At 69.6% G+C, this 16,949-nt stretch carries 15 protein-coding genes; 9 read left to right on the top strand and 6 right to left on the bottom strand.

From position 1 onward, the window contains the following. Positions 1 to 38 precede the first annotated feature (38 nt). Positions 39 to 689, bottom strand: coding sequence for a response regulator (locus IG98_RS0120615; protein WP_030914300.1), 651 nt, complete (start codon positions 687 to 689; stop codon positions 39 to 41). Next, a complete protein-coding gene (locus IG98_RS0120610) occupies positions 686 to 1,723 on the bottom strand; it encodes a HAMP domain-containing sensor histidine kinase (protein WP_342666831.1) in 1,038 nt (345 codons plus the stop codon). The genes IG98_RS0120615 and IG98_RS0120610 overlap by 4 nt, the downstream gene beginning before the upstream one ends. Positions 1,724 to 1,858: 135 nt before the next feature. Between IG98_RS0120610 and IG98_RS0120605 the strand changes: the two genes are divergently transcribed. The 4 genes from IG98_RS0120605 to IG98_RS0120590 are packed head-to-tail and all read left to right on the top strand — an operon-like array spanning position 1,859 to position 4,293. Then, entirely contained in the window at positions 1,859 to 2,203 is a 345-nt protein-coding gene (locus IG98_RS0120605) for an SPFH domain-containing protein (protein WP_030914295.1), read from the top strand. A 34-nt stretch (positions 2,204 to 2,237) separates the two neighbouring features. Then, the gene (locus tag IG98_RS0120600) at positions 2,238 to 2,504 is read left to right on the top strand and encodes a cation:proton antiporter regulatory subunit (RefSeq protein WP_030914293.1); all 267 of its coding nucleotides are present in this window, start codon (positions 2,238 to 2,240) and stop codon (positions 2,502 to 2,504) included. 44 nt (positions 2,505 to 2,548) lie between these two features. Then, on the top strand, positions 2,549 to 3,010 hold the full coding sequence (locus IG98_RS0120595) for a CBS domain-containing protein (RefSeq protein WP_030914291.1): 462 nt from the start codon (positions 2,549 to 2,551) through the stop codon (positions 3,008 to 3,010). Further along, positions 3,007 to 4,293, top strand: coding sequence for an ArsB/NhaD family transporter (locus IG98_RS0120590; RefSeq protein WP_030914288.1), 1,287 nt, complete (start codon positions 3,007 to 3,009; stop codon positions 4,291 to 4,293). The genes IG98_RS0120595 and IG98_RS0120590 overlap by 4 nt, the downstream gene beginning before the upstream one ends. A 133-nt stretch (positions 4,294 to 4,426) precedes the next feature. On the opposite strand, the gene IG98_RS0120585 is transcribed toward IG98_RS0120590, so the two are convergent. Further along, positions 4,427 to 7,696 (bottom strand): AfsR/SARP family transcriptional regulator, encoded by a 3,270-nt coding sequence (locus tag IG98_RS0120585; protein WP_051752557.1) that lies wholly within the window; start codon positions 7,694 to 7,696, stop codon positions 4,427 to 4,429. A gap of 150 nt (positions 7,697 to 7,846) precedes the next feature. On the opposite strand from IG98_RS0120585, the gene IG98_RS0120580 reads away from it, so the two are divergent. Together IG98_RS0120580 and IG98_RS0120575 are read left to right on the top strand one after the other, a co-directional pair. Next, the gene (locus tag IG98_RS0120580; protein WP_030914282.1) at positions 7,847 to 8,443 is read left to right on the top strand and encodes an NADPH-dependent FMN reductase; all 597 of its coding nucleotides are present in this window, start codon (positions 7,847 to 7,849) and stop codon (positions 8,441 to 8,443) included. A 103-nt stretch (positions 8,444 to 8,546) separates the two neighbouring features. Beyond that, on the top strand, positions 8,547 to 9,095 hold the full coding sequence (locus IG98_RS0120575; RefSeq protein ID WP_030914280.1) for a dihydrofolate reductase family protein: 549 nt from the start codon (positions 8,547 to 8,549) through the stop codon (positions 9,093 to 9,095). A gap of 154 nt (positions 9,096 to 9,249) precedes the next feature. Here IG98_RS0120575 and IG98_RS50660 read toward each other — a convergent pair whose 3' ends face one another. Further along, entirely contained in the window at positions 9,250 to 10,113 is an 864-nt protein-coding gene (locus IG98_RS50660) for a universal stress protein (RefSeq protein ID WP_030914277.1), read from the bottom strand. 139 nt (positions 10,114 to 10,252) lie between these two features. On the opposite strand from IG98_RS50660, the gene IG98_RS0120565 reads away from it, so the two are divergent. Further along, a complete protein-coding gene (locus tag IG98_RS0120565; RefSeq protein ID WP_030914275.1) occupies positions 10,253 to 11,953 on the top strand; it encodes a sensor histidine kinase in 1,701 nt (566 codons plus the stop codon). A gap of 12 nt (positions 11,954 to 11,965) precedes the next feature. On the opposite strand, the gene IG98_RS0120560 is transcribed toward IG98_RS0120565, so the two are convergent. Further along, the gene (locus tag IG98_RS0120560) at positions 11,966 to 12,607 is read right to left on the bottom strand and encodes a response regulator (protein WP_030914272.1); all 642 of its coding nucleotides are present in this window, start codon (positions 12,605 to 12,607) and stop codon (positions 11,966 to 11,968) included. A gap of 97 nt (positions 12,608 to 12,704) precedes the next feature. Continuing rightward, positions 12,705 to 14,807 carry a glycoside hydrolase family 65 protein gene (locus tag IG98_RS0120555; protein ID WP_030914268.1) on the bottom strand — a complete coding sequence of 701 codons (2,103 nt, stop codon included), beginning with the start codon at positions 14,805 to 14,807 and terminating at the stop codon, positions 12,705 to 12,707. A gap of 291 nt (positions 14,808 to 15,098) precedes the next feature. On the opposite strand from IG98_RS0120555, the gene IG98_RS0120550 reads away from it, so the two are divergent. Beyond that, positions 15,099 to 15,992, top strand: coding sequence for a universal stress protein (locus IG98_RS0120550; RefSeq protein WP_342666830.1), 894 nt, complete (start codon positions 15,099 to 15,101; stop codon positions 15,990 to 15,992). A gap of 76 nt (positions 15,993 to 16,068) precedes the next feature. Beyond that, positions 16,069 to 16,935: a universal stress protein gene (locus IG98_RS0120545; protein ID WP_030914262.1), complete on the top strand. Its 867-nt coding sequence runs from the start codon at positions 16,069 to 16,071 to the stop codon at positions 16,933 to 16,935. The last annotated feature ends 14 nt before the right edge of the window (positions 16,936 to 16,949 follow it).

Below are 16,949 nucleotides of genomic sequence, written 5' to 3'. Positions count from 1 at the left end.
GCGAAGGAGCGGTGGGACGGCCAGGTCCACCGATGCCCTCAGGGCTCGATCAGACCCGCGCGGATGGCGTACCTGGTGAGGTCGAGCCGGTCGCGCATGCCGAGTTTCTGCAGGATGTTGGCCCGATGCCGATCGACTGTCTTCGCGCTGATGAACAGGGTCTCGGCGATCTGCTTGGCCGAGTTGCCCTCGGCGATCAGCTTGACGATCTCCTCCTCGCGCGGGGTCAGGATGCTCTCCGGAATCGCCTCTCCCAGCCTGTCGCGCTGCAGGTAGTGCCGGATCAGGGCGGTGACGGCGCCCGGGTACAGGAACGGCTCGCCGCGCATCGCCGCCCTGCACGCCTCCAGCAGGTCGCGATCGGCCACCGACTTCAGCACGTACCCCGAGGCCCCCGCCTTGAGCGCCTCGAAGAAGTACTGCTCGTTGTCGTACATCGACAGGATCAGCAGCCGGATGCCGGGCGCGCGCCGCGAGATCTCGCGGGCCGCCTGCAGGCCGGTCATCCGCGGCATCGCGATGTCGAGGATCGCCAGGTCGATCGCCTCAGGTACGGCCGCCTCCACCGCCTCGGCGCCGTTGGCCGCCTCGGCCACCACGGTGAGGTCGGGCTCGGCGTCCAGAATCAGCCGCAGCCCGCGGCGGACCAGGGCATGGTCGTCGGCCAGCAGGATCCTGGTGGGGTTCATCGGCTTCCTTGCTTGTTCTCGGCCGGCACGGTGAGCCGGACGTCGGTGCCGCCGCCCTGAGGAGAGGTCATGGTCAGGCGGGCGCCGATGAGCATGGCGCGCTCGCGCATCCCGCGGATCCCCGCCCCGTCCTGACGCACGCCACCGCGGCCGTTGTCGGTGATGCGCAACTCCAGGCCGCCGGGCCCCGTGGTCAGGGACAGCTCGACCCGGGAGGCACAGGCGTGCCTGGCCGCGTTGGTCAGGCCCTCCTGGGCGATGCGGTAGATGACCAGTTCGACGTCCTCGCTCAGCGAGGGCAGCTCTGGATCGACCCTGCGGGTCACGGGAACGCCGCTGCTCTGGGAGAAGTCGCTGCTCAGCGCGTTGAGGGCGCTCTGCAGGCCGAGATCCTCCAGTACGCCGGGGCGCAGGCGGCGGGCGACCTGCCCCACCTCGTCCAGGCTCGCGCGGACGCTCTCCTGCACCCCGCGCAGCTCCTCGCGTAGATCGTCGGGTGCGCGGTCGGCGGCGTGTTTGAGGCTCAGCAGGACCACGGTGAGGCTCTGGCCGATCTCGTCGTGCAGCTCGCGGGCGATGCGCCGTCGCTCGCCCTCCTGCGCGGCCAGGGCATGGGCGCTGCTGGCGTTGTGCTCGGCCTCCAACCGGTCCAGCATCGCGTTGAACGTGTCGATCAGGTGGGTCAGATCGCCGTTGCCGTCGCTGGGCAGCCGGTCCAGCGGATGCAGCAGGTTCACCCGCTGCATCAGGGTCGTGAGCGCCTCGAGCGGGGCCAGGCTGGTGCGCAGCAGCAGCGCGTTGGCGGCCAGTATCAGCGCCAGGCCGACCGTCAGCACCGGGATCTCGGTCAGCAGCACCGGCGAGGACACGGTGGCGGGGGAGAGGGCGAGCACCAGCGTACCGACCGTGAAGACCAGTCCGTTGATCACGAACAGGCGTTTGAACAGGATGCGCGCCGGGCTGCGCGCTCCTGCCACCTTTTGGGGGCGCTCGCTCATCTCACCAGCCTCCCGGCCGTCGAACGGCTTGTCCATGGGGGGCGTCCCCCATCTTCTCGTGCCGCTTCTACACGTTCCACCCCTGATCAGATGGGTGCTGGCCCCGATGGTGACAGAGCCGGGACACCGATGGGATGGAGGGGCGGCGGATACCAACAGGCAGGAGAGGCGATGAGTACCAACGATGTCGGCGTCCTCTGGTTGGAAGCCGCCACCCGTGACGGTGTCACGATAACCGTCAACGCGGTCGCCCAGGCTCTGCTCACCGATCCCGCGGCGTGCGCCTCCTATCCGGGTTCGCCGGGCGCCGCCATGCTGGCCGCAGCCGAAGCCGAGATCCGCCGGTACGTCGGGGAGCGTGATCTGTCGCGGCTGTCCCGGTGTGTCGATCTGGCCGGCGACGCCTATGACGGGGCCTGCCACTGGGGCGTCGAGGTGACGCTCGTGGCACTCACCCGTGTCGAGGTGCGACTCCAGGAGGACCTGATCCGCTGGGCGGAACGACTTGCCTCGTGACCGCGGCTTCGAGTGGAAGGGAGTGACCACCGATATGAACATCGCACGTACGACCGTGCCCGGTGAAGGGGTCCTGTTCCACTTCGCCACCCGAGACGGCCAGAACCTGGCGGTCATGGTGGGCAGGAACGGATCCCGGCGGATCTTGGTATACGGCGGGGGTGATGAGCCCTCGCAGGCCATCCACCTGGCGCAGGACGAGGCCGACCAGATCGCCCAGGTCCTGCACAGCCGGTCAGTGGACGACAGGCTGGCCATTCTCGAACAGCGGATGGCCGAGATCGCAGGAGGCACACCGTGAGCACGCCGCCCGCGGTGCGCCATCTCACCCGACAGGAAGGTGCCATGCAAGCGCGCGACATCGCGGTGAGCCTTCCGACGGTCACCACGAGTGACTCCGTCGCAAAGGCCGTACGGGTCATGGTGATCGGCCGCCTGCCCGGGCTCATCATCGTGGACGACCGCTCGCGGCCCAAGCTGGTACTTCCGGGCACCCAGGTGCTGAGGCTGGCCGTGCCCGGCTCCTACCAGGAGGATCCCGCGCTGGCCAGGACCATCGACGAGGCCTACGCGGACCAGTTCTGGCAGGATCTGGGCAATCGCACGGTCGGTGACTGCCTGCCACGCGAGCACGCCAGGCCGGTGACCGTCCCGGTGGACGCGAACCTGCTTGAGGTGGCCGCGCTGATGGCCAGGATACGCAGCCCGATTGTGGCAGTGGTGGAACGTGACGGCTCGCTGGCCGGGGCGATCACCCTGGAGCGGCTCCTCACCAGCCTGGCCGTCTTCGGCCTCGGTGAGTCTTGAGCGCGCTGCTCGCCCTTGGGATCTTCCTCGTCGCGTTCTTCTTCATCGCCACCGAAAAGGCGAACAAGGTCAAGGTGGTCCTTGTCGCCGCGGGCGCGATGGCGGTTCTGGGGCTGATACCGGGCTCCGAGGTGTTCTTTTCCGAGCACGAGGGCATCGACTGGAACGTCATCTTCCTGCTACTCGGGATGATGATCATCGTAGGGATCATCAAGCAGACAGGGATCTTCGACTACCTGGCCATCTGGGCGGCGAAACGTTCCAAAGGCGATCCCTACCGGCTCATGGTCATGCTGATGGTGATCACCGCCATCGCCTCGCCCTTCCTCGACAACGTCACCACGATCATGCTGGTGGCGCCGGTCACGGTGGTCGTGTGCGACCGGCTGCGGATTCCGGCCCAGCCGTACCTGATCGCGGAGGTGCTGGCCTCCAACATCGGTGGTGCGGCGACCCTCATCGGAGACCCGCCCAACATCATCATCGGCAGCAGGGCGGGGCTGACGTTCAACGACTTCCTGGTGCACATGGCGCCCGTCGTGGTCGTCATCTTCGTCGCCTTCGTGCTGCTGACCAAGGTGCTGTTCAGAGGGTCCTTCCAGTACAACCCCGAGCACGTCGCAGCGGTGATGGCACTGCAGGAGCGGCGGGCGATCACCGATCCCAAGCTGCTCGTACGCTGCCTGGCGGTGCTCGCCGCGGTGGCGGTGGGGTTCGGGCTGCACGCGGTGCTGCACATCGAGCCGTCCATCGTGGCGCTCGTGGGAGCGGGGGTGATGCTCCTGCTGTCGCGGGTCTCGGTCTCCGAGGTGCTGTCGGAAGTCGAGTGGCCGACGCTGGTGTTCTTCGTGGGACTGTTCGTGATGGTCGCGGGTCTGGTCGAGACCGGTGTGATCGCGACGGTGGGCACGTGGGCGATCGAGGCGGTCGGTGACGACTACTTCCTCGCGGCGACGTCGTTGCTGTTCGGTTCCAGCGTGCTGGGAGCGTTCTTCGACAACATCCCGTACGTCGCGACGATGGCACCGATCGTCGAGGGGATCGTGGCGCAGGCTCCCGACGCGGCGACCGGACAGGCGCTGTGGTGGGCGTTCGCGCTGGGGGCCGACTTCGGCGGCAACGGTACGGCGGTGGCGGCCAGCGCGAACGTGGTCGCGATCGGGATCGCGGCGCGGACGGGCCACCCGATCAGTTTCTGGCAGTTCACCAAGTACGGAATCGTGGTGACGGTGCTGAGCACGCTCATGGCCTGGGCGTACGTCTGGCTCCGCTACTTCATGTGACCGAGACGGTCCGCCGTGGCTTCCCACACCCGCGGCGGGCCGGGGGTTTCGCGGATGATCGCGGATGAGACTCCGGCGGCTCGGGGGCGTCGCTTCGCACGGTGAACTTGTGCAAATCGTGCACGCCCGGGTCCTACCGCGGGTTCGGTCGTGCCGTGGCCGGCGGCGGGGTCAGCAGGGAGCTGATCTCCTGAGAGGTGAGAGTGCCGCCGCGTTCGAACCCGGCGGTGAAGCGGTCCTCGCCCAGCGCCTCACGCACCCGCGTGGTGATCCGGTCGAGGTCGCCGCGTTCCGTGGGAGGCGGCGGGGAGTTCGAGGCGCGGGCCGCGGACCCCGCACCCAGGAGCAGGGCGGCGCCGTCGTGGTCTCCGGCGAGGGTCAGTGCCCCGGCCAGGCCCTCCAGGGCACCGGGTATCTTCCGGGAGCTCTCGAATCTGGCTGCGAGGTCGATGGACCTCAGATGCGAGGTGAGGGCCACGGCGGCGTCGCCACGCTGCTCGGCGACGAATCCCAGCTCGCTCATGATCATTGGAAGGTACGGGGGCGGAGTCTCCTCCGCGCTCTGCTCGGGGGCGCCGTCCAGCAGGTCGCGCAGGTGGGTCTCGGCGAGATCGAGAAGATCCTCTCTGCGGGCCGCGAAGGCGAGCCCCATTGTGGCGAAGATCTGCGCGGTCCGGTGGCCCTGTTCGGCCGCCAGCCGTAGCGCCCGCTCGCAGGTCTCCCTGGCCTGGGCGTAGTCGCCGCGTTGCAGGGCGGTCCAGCCGAGCCAGGCCAGCCGCCCGGCGACCTCGGGCCAGAGTCCGAGTTCTTCCGCCATGCGCAGGCCGTCCCGGTGCAACCGGTCGGCTCGCTGAAGATCACCGCTCATCTCGGCCAGAGCGCCGAGCCAGCCGGTGGCCTCCAGCCCGCCCCAGCGGTCGCCGAGCTCGCCGAACAGTTTCGCGCTCCGTTCGCCATCGCGCCCGAGCGCGGCCAGGTCACCTCGTACGTGCGCGAGCTTGGCCCGGGTGGCGAGGGCCGCGGCCGTCCCCCACCGGTCACCGGCCGCCCGGAAGGCCGGCAGCGCTCGGTCCAGCAGGTCCTCCGCGACCGACAGGTCGCCCAGGTCGATGCCGGTGTGGGCCAGAAACCACTCGGCCCTGGCGCGCCCGGCGGGATCGTCCGCGTTCTCGTACATCGACAGGACCGCGCGGCGGCGCTCCTCCCGGTCCGCGGTGTCACCGTGGAGGAAACCGATCCCGGTCTCCCAGGCCAGCGCACCGGCGCGGAGCGCGGAGATCTCGGGGGTGGCCGCCTCGTCGGCGAGGGCCAGTGCGGAGGCCAGGGATCGCCGGGCTTCGGTCAGCCGTCCACGCAGCAACCAGTACCAGGCCATCGCGTTGACCAGGCGTAGCGCGCCGGCCGCGTCCTTCTCGGCGAGGGCGGTGTCGAGCGCGGTGCGGATGTTGGCGGTCTCCGTGTCCAGGCGGTGCAGCCAGCGTCGCTGTCGGTGTCCGTACAGGTGCGGCGCGGCCTGTGCGGCGAGGTCGGTGTAGTGGTGCCGGTGGCGTTGTCGCAGGTGTTCGAGCTCACCCGTCCGGCGGAGATGTTCGGCGCAGTAGGCGGCGACCGATTCCAGGAGACGGTAGCGGGGGCCGTCGGCGGTGTGCACGACGGTGACCAGGGAGCGGTCCACCAGGCGTGCCAGGAGGTCGGGGACGTCGGCGGAGGCGAGGTCCTCGGCGGCGCAGACGTTCTCGGCGGCGTGCAGGGCGCAGTCGCCGGTGTGGACGGCCAGGCGCTGGAGGGTGAGGCGTTCCGGATGGGTAAGGAGATCCCAGCTCCAGTCGATCATGGCGTGCAGGGTCTGCTGGCGGGGTGGGGCGCCGCGGTGCCCGCCCGCCAGGAGGCGGAAACGGTCGTCGAGGCGGTCGACGAGGTTGTGGACTCCCAGGGCGCGGACCCTGGTGGCGGCCAGTTCCAGGGCCAGCGGGATGCCGTCCAGGCGGCGGCAGAGCGTCGCGACCGCCGGGGCGGTGTCGGCGTCAAGGGTGAAATCCCGGTCGGCGGCGGACGCCCGGGCGACGAACAGCTGCACGGAACCGGTTTCTCGCAGTGCGGCCAGGTCGGTCTCGGTGAGGCGGGGCGTGTCCAGGGGCGGGACGCTCCAGATCACCTCGCCGGTCAGTGCGAGCGGTTCCTGGCTGGTGGCGAGGATGCGCAGCGCGGGGATGGCCTCAAGCAGGTGCCGGACGAGTTCGGCGACCGGTTCGACGAGGTGCTCGCAGTTGTCGAGCACGAGGAGCAGCCGCCGGGAGTGCAGGGCGCCGGTGAGCCGGTCCCGAGATGACGTCGGCTCCGACGGGGCGAGGGGGGCCCGGATGTCCAGCACTGTCATGATCGTTTCAGCGATCCGGGACATCGCGTCCGAGGCCCCGGACCGGTCGAGCGAGGCGAACTCGACCAGCCACACACCGTCGGGAAAGGGGCCGGTCAGATGTCCGGCGACTTTGATGGCGAGGCGGGTCTTGCCCACTCCGCCGGGACCGGTGAGGGTGACCAGGCGGTTGGTGCCCAGCAGGGCGCGGAGCTCGGTGGCCGCGTGGTCTCTGCCGATCAGGGGGGTGAGAGGGGTGGGCAGATTGGTGGCGGGTCCGGCGGCGGTGGTGGGTGGCGCCGGCGGGTCGAGGGCGGGGTCCTGGGTGAGGATGGCCCGATGCAGGGCGCCGAGGTCGGCGCCGGGGGTGAGGCCGAGCTCGTCGGCGAGGTGGTCGCGAAGTTCCTCGTAGCTGCGGAGCGCCTCCGTCTGCCGTCCGGAGCGGTAGAGGGCACGCATGTGGGCGGCGCGCAGCCGTTCTCGCAGGGGATGCCGGGTGAGCAGATCGCCCAGTTCGGCGGCGAGCCGGGCATGCTCACCGAGGGTGAGGCGGGTCTCCGCGTGGTCTTCGCGGGCGGTGAGCAACTCCTCGTGCAGTCGCGCGACGGTGGGGCCGGTGAAGGGTTCGTCGGCGAAGTCGGCCAGCGCGGGGCCGCGCCACAGGGCGAGCGCGTCGGTGAGCAGCGCCGCTCTGGTCCGCGGGTCGCCGGTTCTTCCCGCCTCGGCGACCAGTGACCGGAAGCCGTCGGCGTCGGTGTCGGCCTTCAGCAGATATCCAGCCGGTTGGTGCGCGATCAGCTCCCGGCCACCGGGTTCGGCGTCCTCCAACGCGCGCCGTAGCTGCGAGACCCTGACCTGCAGGGTGGCTGCGGGATTGGCCGGCGGGTCCTCGCCCCACAGGTCGTCGATCAGCCGGTCGGCGGGCACCGGACGTCCCTCGTGCAGGAGCAGGTCGGTCAGCAGGGCGCGGACCTTGACCCCGGGGACCGTGACGGCCCGGCCGTCCGTCGTCCACACGGCCAGCGGCCCCAGTATCCCAAAACGCATGATCGACACGATAACCCGACATGGAGGAACGGCTCGCCGGGTTCGCGTCGATCACGACAGCCGATGGTAAGCCCGCGAGAAGAAGACCGTAAGCCCCTCCCGGCAGGGTGGAGCACATCGAGCCGGACACGGAGGCGAAGGAGGCCGGAGATGGCGGAGACGCACGAGGGCGACCGGTTGAGGGTGGCGGTCATCGTCGGCAGCACCCGTCGCGGCCGGTTCGGACCCACGGTGGCGGCCTGGTTCGTGGCGCGGGCGCGCAGGCGGGCCGATCTGGAGGTCGATCTGATCGATCTGGCCGAGGTCGCCCTGCCCGGCACGCTCACGGACGAGGACGAGGCGCCGCCCGCCCCGGTGGCGGCGCTGGCGCCGCGCCTGGCCGATGCCGACGCGTTCGTGGTGGTGACTCCCGAGTACAACCGGAGCTTCCCCGCTCCGCTCAAGAGTGCCATCGACTGGTTCTACCCGGAGTGGCGGGCCAAGCCCGTCGCGTTCGTCTCCTACGGCAACGACTCCGGCGGTCTGCTGGCCGCCGCGCAGTTGCGTGAGGTGTTCACCGAGCTGCACGCGGTGGCCATCCGCGACGGTGTCGCGCTGCCCCGCTACTGGGAGCAGTTCGCCGCAGACGGCAGCTGGCCCAGAGCCGGCGCGCCGTGCGACACCGCGGTCAAGGCCACTTTGGACCAGCTGACCTGGTGGGCCCACGCACTACGCGAGGCCCGCGCCAGACGTCCCTACACCGTCTGAACCACGCAGCACCCGACCGTAGGAAATCCCTCGCGCCGCGGAGAACAGCGGGGCGTTTCACACAACAGTGCGTTCGCCGAACGCCGGAATCACGGAGATGCCAATGGGTAAGATCATCGCTTCGACCTACGCGACGCTCGACGGTTTCATCGACAACCCCCATCTGTGGTCCATGCAGTACGCGAACGCGGGAAGCGGCGAGTACGCCCTCGGCCTGCTCTTCGGCGCCGAGGCCCTCCTGCTGGGGCGGGCCACCTACGACGGCATGGCGCAGGCCTGGCCGTCGATGAGCGGCAACCCCTACGCCGACCGGGTGAACGGCATTTCCAAGTACGTGGTCTCCTCGACCCTGGAGAAGGCCGAGTGGAACAACTCGACGATCATCCACGGAGACGACCTCGTCACCGAGGTGGCCAAGCTGCGGGAGCAGCTCGGCGGGAACATCCTGATCTGGGGCTGTGGCCGGCTCACCGACACGCTCATGGAGCACGGGCTCCTCGACGAGTACCGGATCTGGCTCTACCCGGTCGTCCGCGGCCAGGGGGAGCGTCTGTTCCGTGAGGGCACCGAGGCGACCCTGGAGCTCACGGACACCGTGACGTTCGGCTCGGGAGTCGTCGTCCTCACCTACCGGACGGCGAGCGCAGGCTGAACGTCACCCGGCCAGGGGAGGCGGCCCTGCCCCCCTGGCCGGGTGACGTTCCAGGTGGTCGGCTCGGGCGGAGCGGCCATATTTGGCGATCTACATTGTAAAGGCACCGGCCGGGGTTCGATGACCAGGACGACCGGTAGGACGGAACGAGAGCTCAGACCCGGCGCGCGTGCTGGATGACGGCCACGGGCGCGTGGGCGTGAGGGAGCAGGGCGTGCACCGTCGATCCGAGGGTCCACGCGGAGCCGGGAGCGCCCACGACGACCAGTTCGGCGGAGGCCGAGGCGTCGATGAGTGCTCTGGCCGGGTGTTCGTGTACCACCTGCTCGGCGACGGGCACGTCGGGGAACCTCTCCCGCCAGCCGCCGATGGACTCGGCCAGCAGGCGCGCCTCCTCCTGACCGACCCCTTCGAGGTCGAAGACGAGCGGTTGCATGTCGCCGGGTACCCGGACGGCCGGATGGGTCCAGGCGTGCACCATCCGCAGGGAGAGGCCGCGCAGCGTGGCCTCGTGGAAGGCGAACTCCAGGGTGCCCTCCTGGCCGGGGCGTCCGGTGACGCCGACGGCGATCTCGGTGCGGGGCCCGGTGTGGGGCTCGCCCACGACCACCACCGGGCAGGGGGATCGACCGGCGAGGGCGTGGCTGACCGAGCCCAGCAGCAGCCCGGCGAATCCGCCGCGGCCCCGGCTGCCGACAACGATCATTTGCGCGGTCTCGGCCGCGGCGATGATCGCCTCTGCGGTGGCGCCGTCGGCGATCTCGGTGCTGACCGTCACGGTGGGGGCGGCGGTGAGGGCCCGTTCGGAGGCGTGGCGCAGTAGCCGCCGGGAGGCGGACTCCGCGGCCGGTCCCCAGTGGGCGGGCTGCGGGACGAGGGGGACGTCGTAGGCCCAGCGAAGGGTGACGTGTACGAGGCGCAGGGGCGCGTTCCTCAGGGTGGCCTCTCGTGCGGCCCAGGTCACGGCCTGGAGTGAGGAGTCCGAGCCGTCGACGCCGACGATGACGGGTTCTGACATGAGCACCACCTTGGGACGGAAGCCGGGTCGCGCCCGTATGAGGCTATGTACCCACCTTGGAACCGCGTCTCCGCTGGTCCGGCGCTTTTTGATCTTGAAGTGAGTGCACGCCCCGTGCCGGGGTGCGAGACTTCGCAGTATGGGGGAGTTCGAACCCGGCGCCTTGGTACCGCACATGCGGCTGGACGAACTGCTGTCGGAGCTGAGGCTGCGTCTGGAGGCGGTGCTCGCCACCCGTGACCGGGTGCACGCACTGCTGGACGCGGTCGTCTCGGTGGGCGGTGAGCTTGATCTGGAGACCGTGCTGCGCCGGATCGTGGAGACCGCGATCTCTCTTGTCGACGCCACCTACGGCGCTCTGGGTCTGATCGGTGAGGAGAACACGCTCGTCCAGTTCGTCCCGGTGGGGTTGAGCGAGGAGGAGATCGCGGGTATCGAGCACTGGCCGCACGGCCTGGGCCTGATCGGCCTGTTGATCAGGCAACCGCAGTCGCTGAGGCTGGCTCGCATCTGTGATCATCCGGAGTCGTATGGCTTTCCGCCCGGCCATCCGCCGATGGGGTCGTTTCTGGGGGTGCCGATCCGGGTGCGTGAGGAGGTTTTTGGAAATCTTTACCTCACGGAGAAGCGTGGCGGAGGGGAGTTCGACGACGAGGACGAGGCGATCGTGACCGCGCTGGCCACCGCCGCCGGTGTCGCGATCGAGAACGCCCGGCTGTATGAGGAGAGCCGGTGCCGGGAGATGTGGCTGCAGGCCTCGGCGGAGGTCACCACCAGTCTGTTGTCGGGGGCGGAGCCGGGAGAGGTGCTCAGGTTGATCGCGCGGCGAGCGCGGCAGATGGCCGGTGCCGATCTCGTCGAGGTCCTGTTGCCCGAGGAGGGCGGGCAGGTCCTGCGAGCGGTTGTCGCCGATGGGCCGGGTGGTGAGCAGGAAGTTCATGCGGAGATCTCTGTCGCCGACTCTCTTGCCGGTCTGGCCTTCACCAGTGGTGAGCCGCTCATGGTCACCGATTCGGCCGAGGCGGAGATTCTGACCGTGATCGCCGACCAGGTCTCGCCGGGTACGGTGGCCGCGGTGCCGATCGGCGCGGCCGGCGGGGTGCGGGGTGTGCTGCTGCTGGGGAGGCATCCGGGGTGCGTCCCGTTCAGCCAGGCGGAGTTGCGCACCCTGCACTCCTTCGCCGGGCAGGCCGCGGTCGCCCTGGAGTTGGCGGAGAGACGGGTGGACGCCGAGCGGCTGAGCCTGCTGGAGGATCGTGACCGGATCGCCAAGGATCTGCATGATGTGGTGATTCAACGGTTGTTCGCCGTTGCCATGACGCTGATGGGCACCGTGCGGTTCGTGGAGCGGTCTGAGGCCTCTGAGCGGTTGCGCAACGCGATCGACGAGTTGGACGGGACCATCCGGCAGATCCGCTCGACGATCTTCGCCCTGCAGGCTCCCCTTCAGGAAGGCGGTCACGGCCTGCGTGCGCGGATCGTGGAACTGGTCGAGGACGCGCGGGCCCATCTGGGGTTCATGCCGGGCCTGGTGATGGAGGGGCCGCTGGACGGTGGCGTGCCGGAGCGGGTCGCGGAGCACCTGCTGGCCGCTCTGCGGGAGGCGCTGTCCAACATCGTGCGGCATGCCAGGGCCTCCAGGGCCGAGGTGACCGTTGAGGTCGAAGGCGATCGGCTTGTTCTCACCGTGGTGGACGACGGGGCCGGGGTGCCCGGGGGGTGCAGGCGCAGTGGGTTGCGTAATCTCAAGGAACGGGCCGAACGGCTTGGCGGGTCCTTCTCGGTCGAGTCCTCTTCGGAGGCGGGGACCCGCCTGATCTGGAGCGCGTCCCTCACCTAGCCGAAGGTCCGCTCATTCGGGGTGGTTGGTCTTCAGTCGTGTCACCAGGGCGGCGGCCTGGGTGCGGCGTTGCATGTTCAGTTTGGACAGCAGGTTGGAGACGTAGTTCTTGACCGTTTTCTCGGCGAGGTACATTCGCTCGCCGATCTGCCGGTTGGTCAGGCCTTCGCCGATCAGTTCAAGGATGTGGCGTTCCTGGTCCGACAGGGCGGCCAGCGGGTCTTTCCTGACGGCCTGTTCGCGCAGTCGCGCCAGCATGGCGGAGGTCGTCTGCGGGTCCAGCATCGATTCGCCGCCCGCCACCGTGCGCACGGCGCCGACCAGGTCTGAGCCGTGGATCTGTTTGAGCACGTAGCCGGAGGCACCCGCCATCACGGCGTTGAACAGGGCTTCGTCGTCGGCGAAGGAGGTCAGCATCAGGCAGGCCAGTCCCGGCATTTTGGAGCGGACCTCACGGCACACGTCCACCCCGTTGCCGTCGGGCAGGCGCACGTCCAGAACCGCGACGTCCGGTTGCAGGGCTGGAATGCGGGCCACCGCCGATTCGGCGGTTCCGGCTTCGCCGATCACCTCGATGTCGCCTTCGGATTCCAGCAGTGCGGCCACGCCGCGCCGTACCACTTCGTGATCGTCGACCAGGAACACACGAATCATGCTCTGAGGTTATCCCTCTCGGAGTACCAGTGATAAGGGCGAGGATTCCCTGCCATCGTGATGTCTTCGGCGCTGAGCCGGCGGTGAGGGACGACGATCAGGTTTTCGCCTCGAACAGGCCGGCCACCCCGGCCATCGCTCCCAGGTGGATTCCCTCGGAGGTGGTTCCCGCCTGGAGGTCTCGCACGTCATTGTTCAGCGCCTCCACCAGGAAGGGGTGTGAGGCGCCGGGGCGCAGGCGGGCCAGCACTCCGGCATGGACGACGGCGCTCAGCGTCGAGCCGTGGCAGGTGCGGGCCAGGTAGTAGTCCACGGTGTTCTTGGCCATTGTGGCGTTCCACTCGTAGCCAAGGCCGGTCAGGATCTCGTCGAGCCCTTCCGCGCCGAGCAGGTGGAAGAGCATGAGCACGTCGGCCTGTTTGGAGGCCTTGTACCGGTTCGGCGTGTCGCCTTCGGCTTCGAGGATGCGGTCCAGTCGCCGGATGTCTCCGTACTTCTTCCGGTAGGCGGCCCAGTCCAGCTCCTCCAGGCCCGCGTAACCCTCGAACTGGCTGATCACCCCGTCGTGGAAGTCCACCCGCATCCGCCGGGTCATGGCGGTGAACAGTTCGATCTCCTGTTCGCCGACCCCTTCGGTGCCGACCAGGCCGATCATGTCCAGGACCCGGCGCATCAGCCAGGCGGTCATGACGTTGGTGTAGGCGTTGTTGTCCAGTCCGGGGTCGGCGCAGTCGGGGTAGCCGTCGTGATACTCGTCCGGGCCCATCACACCGCGGATCGAGTAGCGCCCCTTCTCGCAGGTCGCGAGTGAGGCGAAGAAGCGGGCCACCTCCAGTAGCAGCTCGCCGCCGAAACCGGCCAGGAAGGCGGTGTCCTTCGTCGCCTGGTAGTGCTGCCACACGTTGAAGGCGACTGCCAGGCCGACGTGGCGCTGCAGGTGTGAGCGGTCGGGGAGCCAGCGGCCGGAGCGGGGGTTGAAGTGCAGGCGCGGTGTCTCCTCCCGGCCGTCGCTTCCGCTCTGCCAGGGAAACATCGCTCCGGCGTATCCGGCGGCGCGGGCGGCCCAGCGTGCCTCGGGCAGGCGGCGCCATCGGTACCTGAGCAGTGCCCGGGTGATTTCAGGCAGGCGTGGGGCGAGGAAGGGGATGACGAACAGGTCGTCCCAGAACACGTGGCCCCGGTAGGCCTCGCCGTGCAGGCCTCGGGCGGGTAGGCCGGTGTCGAGTTCCGCGATGTGCGGGGAGGCCGTCTGCAGCAGGTGGAAGACGTACAGGTTGAGGATCTGCTGCACCTCGGTGTCCTGGGCGGTGACGTGCGCCCGCTGCCACAGCCGGTCCCAGGCCCGGGTGTGCCGCTTGAGGAGGGTGGAGAAGCAGCCCGCACGTACGACGGCGCTTCTCGCGGCGGCCTCGCTCTCGGAGATCGCCCTGTCGCGGGAGGTGTAGAGGGCCACGATCTTCTCCACGGCGACCTCGTCGCCGGCTTTCACCTCGACGGTGCGGTCGTCGCCGACCCAGCCCTCCTCGACGCCGGTGCGGCAGCGCCCGTCGGCCAGTGTGGTGCGGGCGGCGAGTGCGATCTCCACGCGGGAGGTGGCGGTGCGGGTCAGTAGTTCGATCACGCCGTGGGCGGCGTGCCCGCAGATCGGAACGAGATGCCGGCCGTCCAGCTCGCGGTAGCGGGCGACTCCGGTGTTGGTGACGCGTCCGTCCAGTGCCGAGCGGATCTCCAGCACTCCGTTCCAGTTCTCCGGAACGATCGTCATCGTGAGGGCGGCCAGATGTGGGTCGTCCATCGAGACCAGGCGGCGCTGTTCCACTCGGGTGATCCGGCCTTGGGGGTCGCGTGTCCGCAGGAATCGGGTGAGAGTTCCCTGGCGCATGTCGAGCGTGTGGCGGTGGGTCAGGATCTCGGCGTTGCCGGGAGCGAACCAGTCGCCGCCTTCTGCGCGAAAGGTCAGGGACAGCCAGTTCGGCACGTTGACGAGATCCTCGTTCTCCACCGGGTGTCCCGCTACCTGGGAGACGAGCCGGTCGTAGCAGCCGGCGACGTAGGTTCCGGGATAGTGCACCCCGTCGGCCTGTGACTCCGGCGCGGCGCCCCGGGTGGCGAAGTAGCCGTTGCCGAGCGTCGTCAGCGCCTCTCGCAGCCCCTCCCGGTCGGGGTCGAAGCCGTCATAGGTGAGGAGCCAGGGGTTCACGTCTTCTCCCGTGAAGTTGTGGTTGTGCCAGCTCGGTGACGAGGCCGACGCCGGTGATGGGAGCGGAGGCGAAGCGGCCCGCCCCGACTGCCGGGAGAGTCATGGGTACCCCCTTCCGTCTGCACGGTACGGCACTGTTCACGGCGGGTTTAGGGCTGATCGGCCCTATGGCGCAGGGACCTTCGTCGGAAGGTCGGGCATTGTACGTGAGAGGGGACAAAGGTCCCCTTGTGCGGGGACGATCGCCCCTGGGGGAACCGCCGGTGCCGCGATCCGATGGGCAGCGGGGGAATGATGACCGAATCGATCGCTGTCGGAACGGATGGCTCGGCCGCCGCCACCGCGGCCCTGGAGTGGGCGGTCGACGACGCCGTCCGCCGGGGGGTGTCCCTGCGGATCGTTCACGCCATGGACCGCTGGCCGCACGATCTTGTTGAGTTTCCCACGCCGGGCCGGTCCGGCCAGCTGGAGTGCTTCGGCGAGCAGGTGCTCACCGAAGCGGCCAAGGCGGCGATGGAGCGGAGGCCGGATGTCCGGGTGACCACCGAGCTGATCGAGGGAACGCCGTCCGACGTTCTGGGCGGGCAGGCGGAAACGGCGGTCGAACTGGTGGTCGGCAACCGCGGCCTGGGCGGTTTCGCCGGATCGTTGCTCGGCTCGGTTCCCGTCCGGCTGGCGGGCCACGTAAGCGGTGCGGTGGTGGTCGTCAGGCAGGGGCGTGCCGAGGTGTACGGCGAGGTGGTCGTGGGGGTCGACGGTTCCGCCGAGTGCGACCCCGCTCTCGGGTTCGCCTTCGAGCAGGCCGCTTTACGCGGATGCGGGTTGCGTGTGGTCTACGCCTGGCAGATGCCGCTCCACGCGTTCTCGCCGGAGGCGGGCGGAGACATCGAAGAGATCCGGCGCGCACAGCGCCTGGTGGCCGAGGAGCGGCTCGCCGGCTGGCAGGAGCGGTTTCCCACGGTCGAGGTCGTCTCGGAGGTGACGCGTGCGCGCCCGGTACCGACACTGCTGGCCGCCTCGGCGCGGGCGGACCTGCTCGTGGTGGGTTCTCGCGGCCTCGGTGCCGTCGGCTCGGTCCTTCTGGGATCGGTCAGCCGTGAGGTTCTCCACCATGCTCGTGGCCCCGTCGCGGTCGTCAGATCAACCAGGTCCACCGGCCGGGGGCCGCGCGCCTCATCCGGGTGACCGGAGGCCACGGGGGTAGGAGACCTGCACCGGCTTTCTGCCGCGGGGGCGGCCGGGGGTTCGAAGGGGGAACAACATGATCCTGGTGGGAGTCGACGGTTCACAGGCCGCGCTTGAAGCCGTGAGTTGGGCCGTGCGGGAGGCCGGGCTACGCGACACCGGGTTGCGCGTCGTGCACGTCATGGTGGCCTGGCCGTTGGAGATGACCGAGGACGCTCCGTACGCCGACGTGGGCCGGTGGATGCGCGACGGGGCCACGTCCATGGTGACGGACGCGCTGAACCGGGCCCGCGAGGAGGACAGCCGGGTCAAGGTGGAGTCGTCGCTGCTGCCGGGCGATCCCAGGGGCGTCCTGATCAAGGCCGCGCAGGACGCCGACCTCCTGGTGGTCGGCAGTCACGGCCGGGATGGTTTCTCCGGCATGCTGCTGGGGTCGGTCGCGCTGGGCGTGGCCGGACATGCCGTCTGCCCGGTCGCCGTCATACGGAGGATGCCCGCGCGGTCAGGCGGTGAGGTGGTCGTCGGAGTCGACGGCTCCGTGGCAGGCGTGTCCGCCATCGAGTTCGCCTTCGCCGAGGCGTCCCTGCGCGGTGCCGACCTGCGGGCGGTGCACGCCTGGAACCAGCCCGTCGTCGGTGGGGGGACGTTCGCTCCGGCACCCGCTGAGGAGACGGCCGAGGGTGAGCGGCGGCTGCTGGCCGAGGCGCTGGCCGGCTGGAGTGAGCGCTACCCGGATGTCAGGGTCACCGAGCAGGTGGAGCAGGGGCATCCGGTGGATGTGCTGAAGAACGCCTCGGCGCAGGCCGATCTGCTGGTCGTGGGGTCACGTGGCCGCGGGGACCTCGCGGGGCTGCTGCTGGGCTCGGTCAGTCACTCGCTGCTGCAGCACGCGGTCTGCCCGCTGGTCGTGACACCCTCCGTCGCGGCCCCCCGGCACACCTGATCGGACGGCCGGAG

This window comes from Streptosporangium amethystogenes, assembly GCF_000721075.1.
In the GTDB taxonomy this organism is placed as follows: domain Bacteria; phylum Actinomycetota; class Actinomycetes; order Streptosporangiales; family Streptosporangiaceae; genus Streptosporangium; species Streptosporangium amethystogenes.
Note: the sequence above shows the minus strand (reverse complement) of the source record. Positions and strands in the feature narration are given on the sequence as shown.

Coding starts and splice junctions, on each gene's coding strand:
- IG98_RS0120615 (WP_030914300.1), bottom strand. CDS start 689: ATGAACCCCACCAGGATCCTGCTGGCCGACGACCATGCCCTGGTCCGC.
- IG98_RS0120610 (WP_342666831.1), bottom strand. CDS start 1,723: ATGGACAAGCCGTTCGACGGCCGGGAGGCTGGTGAGATGAGCGAGCGC.
- IG98_RS0120605 (WP_030914295.1), top strand. CDS start 1,859: ATGAGTACCAACGATGTCGGCGTCCTCTGGTTGGAAGCCGCCACCCGT.
- IG98_RS0120600 (WP_030914293.1), top strand. CDS start 2,238: ATGAACATCGCACGTACGACCGTGCCCGGTGAAGGGGTCCTGTTCCAC.
- IG98_RS0120595 (WP_030914291.1), top strand. CDS start 2,549: ATGCAAGCGCGCGACATCGCGGTGAGCCTTCCGACGGTCACCACGAGT.
- IG98_RS0120585 (WP_051752557.1), bottom strand. CDS start 7,696: ATGCGTTTTGGGATACTGGGGCCGCTGGCCGTGTGGACGACGGACGGC.
- IG98_RS0120580 (WP_030914282.1), top strand. CDS start 7,847: ATGGCGGAGACGCACGAGGGCGACCGGTTGAGGGTGGCGGTCATCGTC.
- IG98_RS0120575 (WP_030914280.1), top strand. CDS start 8,547: ATGGGTAAGATCATCGCTTCGACCTACGCGACGCTCGACGGTTTCATC.
- IG98_RS50660 (WP_030914277.1), bottom strand. CDS start 10,113: ATGTCAGAACCCGTCATCGTCGGCGTCGACGGCTCGGACTCCTCACTC.
- IG98_RS0120565 (WP_030914275.1), top strand. CDS start 10,253: ATGGGGGAGTTCGAACCCGGCGCCTTGGTACCGCACATGCGGCTGGAC.
- IG98_RS0120560 (WP_030914272.1), bottom strand. CDS start 12,607: ATGATTCGTGTGTTCCTGGTCGACGATCACGAAGTGGTACGGCGCGGC.
- IG98_RS0120550 (WP_342666830.1), top strand. CDS start 15,099: ATGATGACCGAATCGATCGCTGTCGGAACGGATGGCTCGGCCGCCGCC.
- IG98_RS0120545 (WP_030914262.1), top strand. CDS start 16,069: ATGATCCTGGTGGGAGTCGACGGTTCACAGGCCGCGCTTGAAGCCGTG.